The sequence below is a fragment of the Lysobacter avium genome, assembly GCF_015209745.1.
In the GTDB taxonomy this organism is placed as follows: Bacteria; Pseudomonadota; Gammaproteobacteria; order Xanthomonadales; family Xanthomonadaceae; genus Novilysobacter; species Novilysobacter avium.
Genome location: NZ_CP063657.1, coordinates 213073 through 225862, shown reverse-complemented (window position 1 = coordinate 225862; position 12790 = coordinate 213073). Strand labels below are relative to the sequence as shown.

General features: G+C 68.6%; 12 protein-coding genes. 1 reads left to right on the top strand and 11 read right to left on the bottom strand.

Features of this window, described 5'->3' with window-relative positions; all coding sequences use genetic code 11:
* Nucleotides 1–28 precede the first annotated feature (28 nt).
* Together INQ42_RS01000 and INQ42_RS00995 are read right to left on the bottom strand one after the other, a co-directional pair.
* A complete protein-coding gene (locus INQ42_RS01000) occupies nt 29–667 on the bottom strand; it encodes a DUF3106 domain-containing protein (protein WP_194034773.1) in 639 nt (212 codons plus the stop codon).
* Nucleotides 654–1670: a hypothetical protein gene (locus tag INQ42_RS00995; RefSeq protein ID WP_194034772.1), complete on the bottom strand. Its 1017-nt coding sequence runs from the start codon at nt 1668–1670 to the stop codon at nt 654–656. The genes INQ42_RS01000 and INQ42_RS00995 overlap by 14 nt, the downstream gene beginning before the upstream one ends.
* Before the next feature lie 450 nt (nt 1671–2120).
* On the opposite strand from INQ42_RS00995, the gene INQ42_RS00990 reads away from it, so the two are divergent.
* Nucleotides 2121–4358: a primosomal protein N' gene (locus INQ42_RS00990; RefSeq protein ID WP_194034771.1), complete on the top strand. Its 2238-nt coding sequence runs from the start codon at nt 2121–2123 to the stop codon at nt 4356–4358.
* Between the two features lie 55 nt (nt 4359–4413).
* Here the strand turns inward: INQ42_RS00990 and INQ42_RS00985 are convergent, their stop codons facing one another.
* The 9 genes from INQ42_RS00985 to ftsE form a co-directional block, all read right to left on the bottom strand.
* Nucleotides 4414–5190 (bottom strand): NYN domain-containing protein, encoded by a 777-nt coding sequence (locus INQ42_RS00985; RefSeq protein WP_194034770.1) that lies wholly within the window; start codon nt 5188–5190, stop codon nt 4414–4416.
* 171 nt (nt 5191–5361) lie between these two features.
* Nucleotides 5362–6231, bottom strand: a complete 870-nt coding sequence (gene rpoH / locus INQ42_RS00980) for an RNA polymerase sigma factor RpoH (RefSeq protein WP_407070790.1) — start codon at nt 6229–6231, stop codon at nt 5362–5364.
* Nucleotides 6232–6345: 114 nt separating this feature from the next.
* Complete coding sequence (ung, locus tag INQ42_RS00975; protein WP_194034769.1) at nt 6346–7068, bottom strand: uracil-DNA glycosylase; 723 nt, start codon at nt 7066–7068, stop codon at nt 6346–6348.
* Between the two features lie 12 nt (nt 7069–7080).
* A complete protein-coding gene (locus INQ42_RS00970) occupies nt 7081–8148 on the bottom strand; it encodes an ATP-grasp domain-containing protein (protein ID WP_228064400.1) in 1068 nt (355 codons plus the stop codon).
* On the bottom strand, nt 8145–9317 hold the full coding sequence (locus INQ42_RS00965; protein ID WP_194034768.1) for a tyrosine/phenylalanine carboxypeptidase domain-containing protein: 1173 nt from the start codon (nt 9315–9317) through the stop codon (nt 8145–8147). The genes INQ42_RS00970 and INQ42_RS00965 overlap by 4 nt, the downstream gene beginning before the upstream one ends.
* A 32-nt stretch (nt 9318–9349) precedes the next feature.
* A complete protein-coding gene (locus INQ42_RS00960) occupies nt 9350–10198 on the bottom strand; it encodes an N-formylglutamate amidohydrolase (RefSeq protein ID WP_194034767.1) in 849 nt (282 codons plus the stop codon).
* A gap of 63 nt (nt 10199–10261) precedes the next feature.
* Nucleotides 10262–11059, bottom strand: a complete 798-nt coding sequence (locus tag INQ42_RS00955; protein WP_407070789.1) for a response regulator — start codon at nt 11057–11059, stop codon at nt 10262–10264.
* A 41-nt stretch (nt 11060–11100) separates the two neighbouring features.
* Nucleotides 11101–12036, bottom strand: a complete 936-nt coding sequence (gene ftsX / locus INQ42_RS00950; protein WP_407070788.1) for a permease-like cell division protein FtsX — start codon at nt 12034–12036, stop codon at nt 11101–11103.
* An 8-nt stretch (nt 12037–12044) separates the two neighbouring features.
* The gene (ftsE, locus tag INQ42_RS00945) at nt 12045–12731 is read right to left on the bottom strand and encodes a cell division ATP-binding protein FtsE (protein ID WP_194034764.1); all 687 of its coding nucleotides are present in this window, start codon (nt 12729–12731) and stop codon (nt 12045–12047) included.
* Between the last annotated feature and the right edge of the window lie 59 nt (nt 12732–12790).

Genomic DNA, 12790 nt, shown 5'->3' with positions numbered 1-12790 from the left:
CGGGAGATAACGACACGATCTGCGGGCCTCAGCGGTCGAGCCGCTCCCACAGCCAGGCGGCGATGCCACCCGGTTCCAGCGTCGCCAGCTCACTGCGCAGGCGCTCGCGCTCCTGCGGCGAACTGCGCTGCACCAACACGGCCAGGTCACGGCGTTGCTGCGCGGTCATCGCGCGCAACGCCGTCAGCAGCGCGGCGTGCTCTTCGACCGGCACCTGCGCCAGCAACGGCTGCAGGGCCGGATAGTCGCTTCCCAGTACGGGTCCCAACATCCATCCGCGACGCTCGCTGCCATCCAGCGCCTCGTAGGTATCGCGCAGGGCCAGGCGTTCCCCGGCCGGCAACGCCTGGTAGCGGCTCGCCGCGGCCGCGATGCTGGCGCGTTCGCTGGCCGGGAGCGCCTGCCACGCCAGGTAGCCCTCGCGGATGGCGTCGCGCTCGCCGCGGGCGAGGTCGTCCCACGCCTGCATGCGTTGCTGGAACGACTCGCGCTGGCCGGGGTTCCATTCGGCCCATTGTGCAGCGCGCCGCTCCAGTGCGGCGCGCGCATCGGGTTGCAGCCGTGGCAGCACGCCGGAAACCTCATCCAGTGCCGGGTTCGCAGCCTGCACGGTGAATGCCGCCATGGCCAGAAGGCCCCACCACGCAAGACGGCTAGTCGATCTCATCGGAAGTCTCCCCGCCAGCCGTTTCGATCACGTCGTCGACCATCGCCTCAGCGCCCGTTTCGGCTTCGGCTCGCACCGGATCGGAAGCCGGCATTTCATCCGCGCGGGCGGCAAGCCAGGCGTGGAACGGAAGGTCGACCGCCGCCGCCACACCCTGCGGATCGGCCAGCAGGTCAAAATCCCGATGCATTACCGCCGCTGCTTCCTCGCTGTAGCGCGACGCGGGTGGCTGCTCGTCCAGTGCGCCACTCGCATCGGTGGAGCGCGCTGCGCCGCCTGGCTTCAGCGACGACGGTAGAAAGCTCAGCGCCATCGCAAGAACACACAGGGCAAGCAGCGACCACAGCAACGGCATCAGCCAGGCGGGACGCGCGTGCATTGCTGCTGGCCTGTCGCTGCCGACAGCGGCGGCGGTCGCGGTCGAACCGCCGCTCAGCGCGGCCTCGCGTGCCTTGGCAAGACGATCCAGCCGTCCGCCCGGAAGCGTCTTGATCCGGCGGTGCACCTGCTCCCGCAGCGCCTGCCAGGCGTGCGGATCGGCGCGACCATCGGGGTGATGAGGGAGGCTGCGCTGCAGGGCCAGCCGGTAGGTCTGGGTGCGAACGCCCAGGACCGCAGCTGCGCCCGCCTGGTCCAGCCCGGCCGCCAGTCGCAACAGCAGTGCCGCCCGTGGCCCACTGCCCAGCTCACCGAGGCGATCGGTGGCGTCCACCGCGATGGCGACGGGGGTGCGTTGCTTCAGCGCCGGCTGGGCCAACAGCACCGCCCAGAACTGGCGTGGCCAGTCGTCCATGACGGTCGCCCCGGCCTGGTGGCGGAACTGGCGCATCGCGTCGGCCAGCGCGGCATCGCCGGTGGTGGCATCGCCGCACTGCAACTCGGCCAGCACAGCGCCGCGCCGCTCGACACCGCGCAGGAAGGCGGCCAGCGCCGCCGGAGCACGGGCGCCCGGCGTCACTGCGGAGACTGAACGGGCACCCGGCACGGCGCTTGGATCTGTCATCGAAAGGGCCTTGGCATGGCGCCATGATAACGATCCAAGACCCCTCCCCGGACGCTTGACAATTCGATAAACAGCCCGTGAACAAAGCGTGACGCGGGTTGCGGGGCGAATCGGTTGTGCACAGCAGCGCGATGGCGGGCCAGAGACAGGATTTGGCTGCCATATCCAGCGTCGGCATTGCAATGTTTCACGGCCAAGAGTTTGATTTCTATCGATTTTTGTCGTTTGGTACTTTTTTGGCCAACGCAAGGCGAGGGCTTGTGGGCTCAGCCTCACGCACGTTTGCCAAGCGTCCATGCACAGACTTATCCACAGCAGATGTGGATAAGGATCAATCTCCTGCAAAAACCGTGACTTGCGCACACTTCGTGATTTTCCGGGCAGCAATGGCCTGCAACTCGACCCCAGCTTTCCGGCACCAAGGTCGGGGGCGCCCGATAGACTGGCGCGATGCCCGATCGCCGTCCCGAAAACCGTATTTTGCGCGTCGCCGTACCCGTGCCGCTGCCGCGCCTGTTCGACTACCTGCCAGCCGATGACGGCGAAGTGGTCCAGGTCGGGAGCCGGGTCAGGGTGCCATTCGGCTCGCGGGAGGTGGTGGGAGTGGTGGTGGAACTCCCGGCGATCGCCGATATCGATACCTCGAGCCTGAAGCCGGCGCTGCAGATCATTGATGATCAGCCGCTGTTTGCAGGGGAACTGTTCGAATCGCTGCAATGGCTGGGCCGCTATACCCATGCGCCACTGGGAGAGATCTTCGCGACAGCGCTGCCGGGACCGCTGCGTCGCGGCGAGCCCCTGCCCGCCACCCACGACTGGGCGTGGCGGCTGACCGGCGCCGGCCACGCCGGGCTCACCGACATGCGCGCGGGCCGGCCGCGCATGTTGGCCGAACGGCTGCAGGATGGCGCGGTAAACGAGGCGGATCTCGATCCGGACGAGGCGGAAGCCACGGCCACCGGCGCGGGCGTCTGGCGCGCTGCGGCGCGAACCCTCGCCCAGCGTGGTCTGGCGGAGCGGATCGCGGTGCCGCCGTCGCAATCCGCACCGGCGCCCCGCCAGGGACCCGAACTGAACGCAGAACAGCAGTTCGCGGTGGATGCGGTCCTCGCCGCGCGGGAGCACTTCGCGCCGTTCCTGCTGAACGGCGTGACCGGCAGCGGCAAGACCGAGGTCTACCTGCACGCGATCGCGGACTGTCTGGCCCGCGGCAAGCAGGCGCTCGTGCTGGTGCCGGAAATCGGACTGACGCCGCAGCTGCTCGCGCGTTTCCGCGCCCGCCTCGGTGTGCCCGTGCACGCGCTGCATTCCGGCCTGTCGGACGGCGAGCGCGCGCGGACCTGGGCGGCGTGCCTGCGCGGTGAGGCGCGCGTCGTGGTCGGGACACGCTCGGCGGTGTTCCTGCCGTTGCCCGACGCCGGCCTGATCGTCATCGACGAGGAGCACGACGGCAGCTTCAAGCAGCTGGACGGCATCCGCTACCACGCCCGGGATTTCGCCCTGGTGCGCGCCCGGGCGCTGGACGTGCCGATCCTGCTGGGCAGCGCGACGCCCTCACTGGAGTCACTGCAGAACGCGGTCTGCGGCCGCTACGCGCACCTGCGCCTGACGCGCCGTGCCGGCAATGCGCAGCCGCCCGCGGTGCGCGTGCTGGACGTGCGCAAGCGACCGCTGCAGGCGGGGCTGTCACCGGAGTTGCTCGACGCCGTGGCCGCGGCGCTGGCCAAGGATGGCCAGGTCCTGGTGTTCAAGAACCGCCGCGGTTACGCGCCCGTACTGCTGTGCCACGACTGTGGGTGGAGCGCGCAGTGCCGCCAGTGCGATGCCGCGATGACCGTCCACGCCGGCGGTCGGCGTCTGCAGTGCCACCACTGCGGCGCGCGCCGGCCGACGCCCAACGCCTGCCCCGACTGCGGCGGGCTGGCCCTGCAGTCCCAGGGCGCGGGCACCGAGCGCATTGAGGAGCTCCTGCGCGAGCGGTTCCCCGACGTCCCTGTGCTGCGCATCGACCGTGGCACCACCAGCCGGCGCGACGCGCTGGAAACGCATCTGGCACAGTTCGGTGATACCCGCGGCATCCTGGTCGGTACCCAGATGCTGGCCAAGGGCCACGACCTCCCCAACCTGACCCTGGTCGCGGTGGTGGGCATCGACGAGGGCCTGTTCAGTGCCGATTTCCGCGCGCCGGAGAAACTCGCCCAGTTGTTGATCCAGGTCGCCGGCCGGGCCGGCCGCGCCAACCGCGCCGGCCAGGTCGTGCTGCAGACCCACCACCCGGAGCACCCGCTGCTGGACAGCCTTTTGAACGGCGGCTACGGCGCCTTCGCCGCCATCGAGCTGGAGCAGCGCGAGGCCGCGGTGTTTCCGCCGTTCGCGCATCTGGCCATGTTCCGTGCCGAAGCCAAGCAGGCGGAGGTGGCCGATGCCTTCCTGTTGGTGGTGCGCCGCGCACTGGAGGATGCGGACCGCGCTTCGCGCGCCGACGCACCGGCGCTGGAACTCAGCGGCCCCTTGCCGGCGCCGATGCCGCGGCGTGCGGGCTACCAGCGCAGCCAGTTGCTGCTGTCAGCGACCGCGCGCGTTCGGCTGCACCGGGTTCTGCAGGCGGCCCTGCCGGTCATCCGCGCGAGCCCCGCAGCGCGCAAGGTGCGCTGGTCACTGGACGTGGATCCAGTGGACCTTTACTGAGCCGCCACCGCATTGATCCATGGCCGCTGCCGGGACCGCGCGGCCAACCGGTGATTCAACCCTTGCCCGCGCCCGGCTTGTTGCCGTTGCCGCCGCCGCCGCTGGGCAGCGCGCGCACATACAGGGTCAGCCCTTCCTTTTTGACCTCGAACAGGTCGGTCGCCGCCACCAGCTCGCTCAACTTGGAGTAACCATAGTTGCGCGGGTCAAACGAGGCCTGGTTGTTGATCTGGCTCCCCACCGGGCCCAGGTGCGCCCAGCCGTCGTCACCCGCGACCGCGCTGACAGCGCTGCGCAGCATCTGCACCAGACGGGTGTCCTGGCGCAACTCGGCGCGGTCCTTGCGCGCGCGCACGGGCTGGTCGGCGGCATCGGCGGCATCGTCCTGCGGCCCCAGCGCTTCGACGTAGGTGAACACCGAGCAGGCGTTGACGAAGGGCAGCGGGGTCTTCTTCTCGCCGAAACCATAGACCTTCACCCCGTCGGTCAGCAGGCGCATAACGAGCGGGGTGAAGTCGGCATCCGAGGAGACGATCGCGAAGCCGTCCAGGGTGCCCGCATACAGCAGGTCCATGGCGTCGATCACCATCGCCATGTCGGACGCGTTCTTGCCGCTGGAGTAGGCGAACTGCTGGATCGGGCGGATCGCGTACTCGTGCAGGCACGCCTCCCAGCCCTTCAGGTGCGGGCTCTTCCAGTTGCCGTAGGCGCGCCGCACGTTGGCCGCGCCGTGGCGGGCGACCTCGGCCAGGATGACGTCGATTTTCGCCGCCGGCGCGTTGTCGGCGTCCACCAGCAGCGCGATGCGCCGCTCATCGGAAATCATCGCCATGGCTTGCTCCAGGAAAGTCTGCTGCAAGCGTAGCGCAGCTTCGGTCCGGGCGGCTTCCGCGCGCCAGCGCCGCCCATACGTGCCATGCGTCTGCCACCAATCAGTGGATTTCAACGCGAACGGCCCGGTTTCCCGGGCCGTGACGATAGAGCAAGAAAACGGCTGCGCGCGTTATGCGGCGAACAGCACCCGCATCTTCTTCAGCGCGTTGGCCTCGATCTGGCGGATTCGCTCGGCGGACACGCCGTACTCGTTGGCCAGCTCCTGCAGCGTGACCTTGTTCTCGTTGCCGAGCCAGCGGCGGGCAACGATGTCGCGTGAGCGCTCGTCCAGCTTGGCCAGGCCTTCGTGCAGCAGCCCAACCTGATGGTCTTCCACGCTCTCGCGCTCGTAGATCTGCGAGGGGTCCTCGTCGTGCGTGCGCAGGTAGGCGACCGGCGACGGCGGCGCGCGATCGTCGTCATCGCCCTCGGGGGCGTCGAAGCCGATATCGCGACCGGACAGGCGCGACTCCATCTCCAGCACCTCACGCTCGGAGACGTTCAGGTCGTTGGCGACCACGCGGACCTCTTCGGCGTTCATCCAGCCCAGGCGCTTCTTGCTGCGACGCAGGTTGAAGAACAGCTTGCGCTGGGCCTTGGTGGTGGCGACCTTGACGATGCGCCAGTTCTTGAGGATGAACTCGTGCATCTCGGCACGGATCCAGTGCACGGCGAAGCTGACCAGGCGGACACCCTGGTCGGGGTCGAAACGCTTGACCGCCTTCATCAGGCCGATGTTGCCTTCCTGGATCAGATCACCCAGCGGCAGCCCGTAACCATTGTAACCGCGGGCCACGTGCACCACGAAGCGCAGGTGAGAATGCACCAGCTCGCGGGCGGCGTTGAGGTCTTCCTCGGCGAGAAAACGGCGTGCCAGAGCCTGCTCATCTTCCACGCTGAGCACCGGGATGCGGTAGACCGCCCCGATATAGGCATCAAGCGATCCCAGCGCGCTGGGAACCGGCAGGCTGTTGGGAATAAGTGCGTTGGCAGTGGTCATCTGGGTCATGGCGCCTATTTTAGCAGTTGCAAGGTAGGACAACTAAACCGCCGTTAAGTTCGCAGCATCCTGCTGGCAGGACGGTGAGCGGCTGCTTGATACAGCTTTATACGTTCAATCCGCGCGTTCGGATGCACCGAATGACGCGACATCGGGCAGCGACCAGTCGATCGGCACTCCGCCGCGGCGGACCAGGTACTGGTTGGCCGCCGAGAAGTGGCCGCAACCGATGAATCCACGATGGGCCGACAGGGGCGAGGGATGCGGCGCGCGCAGGATCTTGTGCCGCTGACGATCGATGATCGCACCCTTCTTCTGCGCGTAGGCCCCCCAGAGCAGGAACACCAGGCCCTCGCGCTCGCGGTCCAGGGTTTCCACGACGTGATCGGTGAACCCTTCCCAGCCTCTGCCGACATGCGCCCCGGGGCTTGACTCCTCCACGCTCAACACCGCGTTGAGCAGCAGCACGCCGCGGTGAGCCCATGGCAACAGGCAACCGTGCGAAGGCGGGGCCATCCCGAGGTCACGCTCCAGCTCCTTGTAGATGTTGCGCAGCGAGGGCGGCACCGCCACGCCCGCGCGGACGGAGAAGCTCAGGCCGTGGGCCTGGCCGGGACCGTGGTACGGATCCTGGCCGAGGATGACCACGCGGACGTCGTCGAACGGCGTGGCCTCAAAGGCGGCGAACATCTCCCGCGCCGGCGGATGGATTCGTGCCCCCGCGCCCTGCCGCTCGCGCAGGAAGACCGCCAGCGCCTGCATGTCCTCGCGTGACAGGTAATGGCCGACGCGCTCGCGCCACGAGCCCTCCAGCCGGATCGGATTGTCGTGTGCCATGCCTTGGGTGGGTTACATCATCGCCAGTTCGGTGTTGGTCAGGGTGCGCTTGTACTGGTCGCGCAGCCGCACCTTGCGTTCGAGATCCTCGATGATAAAGCCGCTGAAGTCCGCGCCGGTCAGTTCCTCGGCCATGTTGATGCCGCCGGGGGTGTCGACGTTCACTTCCATCATCTTGTCGCCGACGATGTCCAGGCCGGCCAGGTACATGCCGTCGCGCATCAGCTTGGGGCCGACGATCTCGGCCAGCCGCAGGGCATCGGCATCCGGCACGGCCATCTCGATCTTGCCGCCGGCACTGATGTTGCTGCGCGCGTCGCCGCTGTCGTTGAAGCGGCGGAAGCAGGCGTAGTGGCCATCGACCTGCAACGGACGACCGTTGAGCGTCAGCAGGCGCAGGTCGCCGTCGACCGCCTTGGGCAGGTACTCCTGCACGATCGCGTAGCCGTCGCGGGTCACCGCGTCGATCATCTGGTTGAGGTTGCCGGCGCTCTCGGGCGTCACCACGAACACGCTCTGGCCACCCGAGCCCTGCAGTGGCTTGATCACCCCATAACCGTCGTGGGCGGCGATGAACGCCTTGATCTCGTCGGCGTCCAGGGTGATGCAGGTGACCGGTCGGACCTCCTCGGGAAAGTGCTGGAAATAGGTCTTGTTGGACGCATCGGTGAGGTGGGCCGGGTCGTTGAGGACGATCACGTGGCGCAGGGTGACCAGCTGGGCGAACAGCAGGCCGCTGTTGGGGGCCCACGGACGGTCGCTGAGCTCCTCGGCCGGATCGCTGCGCAGCAGCAGGACGTCGAGCTCCTCCACCGAGATGCGCTCGGTCTGCGCATCCGGACCCTGCAGGTCGGCCAGCAGCGCGTCGTCGTCTTCGTAGTGCTTGTGCTGCGGCACGTGGGCGATCGCGCGGATGGTGCCGTTGGCGTCGTAGATGAAATTGCCCAGCCCGATCAGGGCGACCTCGTGGCCGCGATTGATCGCGGTGCGGGCCAGGCGGATGGTCGTGTAGTTGTTCTGTTCGGTAGCCACGTCGTTGACCACGAAGCCGAGCTTGATCTGGTTGAGCGGGGGAGTCATGCGGCGGGTTCCTTCTGGAAAAGCTGGTTTACGGGAAGTTTGCGGCAACGCACCAGGCGCGCTTCGGCGTCCGGCCACGTGGTGTAACGCGGCAGCAGGTCCGGCGCGCACGCCCATCCCGCCTCGACCAGCTGGTCCAGCACCACGCGGTGCGACAGGGCGAACTTGCCGATGAAAAGGGGCTCGAAGGCGCCGCCGTCGTGCAGGTAATCGAGAAGGTCGCGCAGCCCGCCCAGGTACACCGCGTCCTTGGTCAGGCCACCGCCACGCAGCGCACGCACGGCGACGTCGAAGGCGTCGTCGGTGGGCATGCCGTGGGTGTTGTGGAGCAGGTCGAAGATCGCCGGCACGCCTTCGCCGTGGATCGCCATGTCGGTCGCGACCACGCGCGCGGCGAGCACCCGCAGGCGCTCGGCGGGCAGGTAGCCGGCCATGTATTCGGCCAGCACGCCCAGACCTTCCTGCAGCGGGTCGTACTGGGCCAGGCCGACCTCCAGCTGCTTCAGGGGCTGGCGACGACCGTTGTGTCGCGTCACCACATGGGTGCCGATCTCGTGCTGGATCAGCGGCTGGATGCGCGCGCGCGGGATGCGCAGGTTGCCGTCGATGTAGAACGTGCCGTGGGACACCATCATCAGCGAGTTGAGGTCGGTATCCACCACCACGTCGGCGTGGAAATCGGACGACTGTCCGGCATACCAGGCCAGCTCGTCCTCGACCGCCGCCATGACCTCGTCGATGCCGGCATCCGCCTGCAGGCCCTCGCCCAGCTCGACCTCCTCGAGGATCTGGTTGGCCAGCTTCAGCAGCCGCGGCTCCACGCCGCCGAACAGGTCCAGGCTGGCGTTGATGAAACCGTCGGTGCCGCGCAGCCGAACCAGCTCGATCTGGCGCTCCAGTTCGCGTTGCTTCTCCGCCAGCAGGCCCGACAGCAGTGGCGACTCGATGTCCTGCACCGGCAGCGCCTGCAGCCGCGCGCGCGCGGCGGCGAGGTCGGTTTCCAGATCGATGTACTGAAGCGGGGGTATCTGCGTGCGACCGCTGTCCTGGAACGCCTCCCATAGCGCGTCGTTGCCGATCGGCGACAGCGCCAGAAGCCAGTCGACCTCGCCGTCCATACGCGCCAGCGCGGCATCGACCCGGGCGGCGATCGGCGGCAGGGGTCGCATCGGGACCGGCTCGGGTCGCTTGGCTGCTGCGCTCACCGGCATGCTAGGAACTCCGGCCGCACCGCGGCGACGGCCTTGGCCAAGCCGCGGCGGCACTGCTCCAACACGGCGATGTCGGCCAGGCCGGTCCACTCGTCCATGTAGTGCTTCTTGTATTCCGGCGAGATGGTGCAGACCCGTTCGCCCCAGGTGGCATACACCCATTCGGGGAAATGCCCGCCGGTGGGGAAGCGCACGTTCTCGCGCACGTCCGGCTCGCGCCCGGCGATCGGGTGCTGGCGCAGCACTTCGGCGAATCGGTCGGCCACGTGGCCCCAGCGGTCGGGGTCCAGGGTGGTCACGCCCAGCTCGATGTCGGGATTGCCGGCCTGCGGCGCGGGCGGCGCGTCGGCGCCGTCGCGGCGGTGGTTGTAGCTGTGGATGTCGATCAGCAGCAGCGCGTCCCAGCGCTCCAGCATGCGGTCGATCAGCTCGGTCACGGTGGCGTAGAACTCATCGTGGCCGGCCAGCGAACGTTGCATTTCGTGCGCGGGCAAGGGCGCGTGCCAGACCTGCAGGCCCCAGGTATCGGCCGGATCATTCGACACCGCCTTGTCGCGCGGGCGGTTGAGGTCGACCTGGAAGCGCGAGGTGTCCACCCGGATGCGCACGTCGCCGACCGAGGTCAGTACGCCGGTGAGCGGGTCTTCTTCGCGCCGCCGGTCCTCGGCGCCCAGGGCCAGGTGCGGCTCCAGCGAGGGACGCATCGCATGGCCGTCATGGATCGCGGTGGCAATCACCGGGCCGTCGCCGATGAGGATGTCCCAGTCCGGGTGTGATTGGTGGGTCGTCAGGCGTTCGCGCTGGACGAATTTTGGCTGTGCGGAATTGGCTTTCTGCATGCCGGAAATCTTTGCATCGCCGGCATGAGTCGATCGTGATTTCGCTGAACCACAGCCGAAGCCTCAGGCCAGTTTCGCCAACCGCAGCTGGAACAGGGTCTTGGTGATCAGCAGGCGCTCCTCGATGGGCTTGAGCACCAGGTCGTTCGCGCCCGCGCGTAGCAGCGCGCTCTGGTTGTCGGCGTTTGCATCGCCGGTCATCACCAGCACCGGCAGCCGTCGCTTGCCGTAGCCGAAGTCGTTGCGGATCCGGTCAAGCAGGTCGCTGCCCTCCAGCTCGCCTTTCAGGTAGACGTCGGTCAGCACCAGGTTGGTGCCTGGATCGGCGTGGCCGCGGTGCGCCTCCAGATACTCCAGTGCCTCCTCGACCCCAGTGAAATGGGTAACTTCCAGCTGCTGGCGCTCAAGCATGCGCTTGGTCGCCAACGCGACCACGCGGCTGTCCTCGACGTAGAGGACGCGGGCGCCGGGCACCGGTTCGGGCTGCACGTAGCCGCGGATGAAAGTCGCCAGCGCGGCATGGCCGAGGGACTTGTCGAAGTAGTCGGTGACGTCCTCGGTGAACTGGCGCGATTCCAGGTGCGATTGGGCGTCGCCGGACACCACGATCACCGGAACGTAGCTCTGCCCGGCCGCGTCGCGGACCGCGCGCGCCAGGTCGATGCCGTCGCCGTCGGGCAGCGCGAGCGAGGTGGTGACCAGGTCCACCGGACCTTCGGCCAGCGCCCGGGACGCCTCGGCGATACCCGCGCACGGCACCACGCGGACATCGGGCAACTCGCGGCTCAGGACATCGCCGATCATACGGCGCACGACCCGCGAGCCGTCGACCACCATCACCCGCGGCGCGGTTCCCGCCATGTGCCGCAGCTTGTCCACATTGGCCGGGGCGCCTGGGACGCTCATGTGTCGGTCGGCCGGGTCTGGCGCAGGTAGTGACCGGTCACCAGCCACGCTCCCAGCCAGCCCAGGATCGCGGCGCAGACCAGCACCCCGCCTGCCTCGAGGGCCGTGAAGCCGCGCAGGGCGAAGTCGCTGCCGTAGCTGCGCGCCAGTTCCGCCAGAGGCGGGCGCAGGGCGGCGTCGGCGGCGGTCAGCATTGCCAGGGCGAACGCGCCGGCCAGCAATCCGTAGCCCAGCCCGAGGTAGAGGAATGGACGGCGGATGAAGCCATCGGTCGCGCCGAGCAGTTGCAGGATGCCGATCTCGCCGGTGCGCTGCTGGATGTCCAGCCGCACGGTGTTGCCGACCACCAGCAGCGCGCCCAGCCCGAGCATGGCCGCCAGCACCCACGCCAGCCGCCCGCCAAAGCGCAGCCAGCCGTCCAGCCGCTCGCGCCAGGCGGCGTCGTGCTGGACGAGGTCGGTCTGTGGCATCTGCGCCAGCGCCGAGGCCAGCGCGACTTCGTCCTGCGCCGGGGTGATCACCAGCAGGTGCGGCAGCGGGTTGGCGTCCAGTGCATCGATGGTCTCGCCCAGGCCGGGCACGCCACGCAGCTCCGTCAGGCCCTGATCGGGGCTGCGCCAGTCCACCGCCGCCACGTCGGCGCGCGAGCGCAGGGATTCAGCCAGCGCGCCGGCATCCGCCTCGCTGGTACCGGTCTTGAGGAAAACGCTGATCTGCCGGGCTTCCTGCACGTCACCGGCGAAGCGCTCCACGTTGGCCAAGGCCGACCACAGCCCCAGCGGCAGGGCGAGGGCCAGCGCCATCACCCCGATGGTCAACGCGGTCGACCAGGGCTTGCGCGCCATCCGGCCGAGGCTGGCCACCAGGCTGTAGATGTGATGGTCAAACCAGGCGCCCGGGCCGCTGCGGCGCACCGGCACCGGGCTGGCGATCGATGTGCTCATTCGGCCAGGTCCTCCGGATCGATGTCGTCCACCAGCTGGCCCTGGTTGAGCACCAGCACGCGCTTGCGCATCCGCTTGACCAGGGCCAGGTCGTGACTGGCGACCAGCACGCTGGTGCCGCGCTCGGGCAGCGACTCGAACAGGGTCATGATTTCCGCCGACAGGGTCGGATCCAGGTTGCCGGTCGGCTCGTCGGCCACCAGCAGGGGCGGCTCGCCGACGATGGCACGCGCGATGCCGACACGCTGCTGCTCGCCCGCGGACAGTTGTGAGGGCAGCGCCTGCGCCCGGGCGCCCAGGCTCACGCGGTCGAGCACCGCGCGCACGCGCTTGACGATTTCCTGCCGGCGCAGGCCCTGCAGCAACAGCGGCAGGGCGACGTTGTCGGCGACACTGCGATCGGCCAGCAGCCGGTGGTCCTGGAAGACGACACCGACGCCGCGGCGATGCAGCGCGACCTTGCGTCCGCGCACGCGCTGCAGGTTGCGCTCGCCAAACAGCACCGTCCCGCGGGTGGGCCGCTCGGCCAGATGGATCAGTTTCAGCAGCGTGCTCTTGCCGGCGCCGGAGTGGCCGGTGAGGAACAGCATCTCGCCTGCGGCAACCTCGAAGCTGACATCCTCCAGCGCCTTGCGGCCGCCGTCGTAGTGCTTGCTGACATTGTCGAAGCGCAGAACGCTCATCGCGGCCCCATCCGGTTCATCGTTGGCAAGTATCGACGCCGCACCCCGCGATGGCCAGC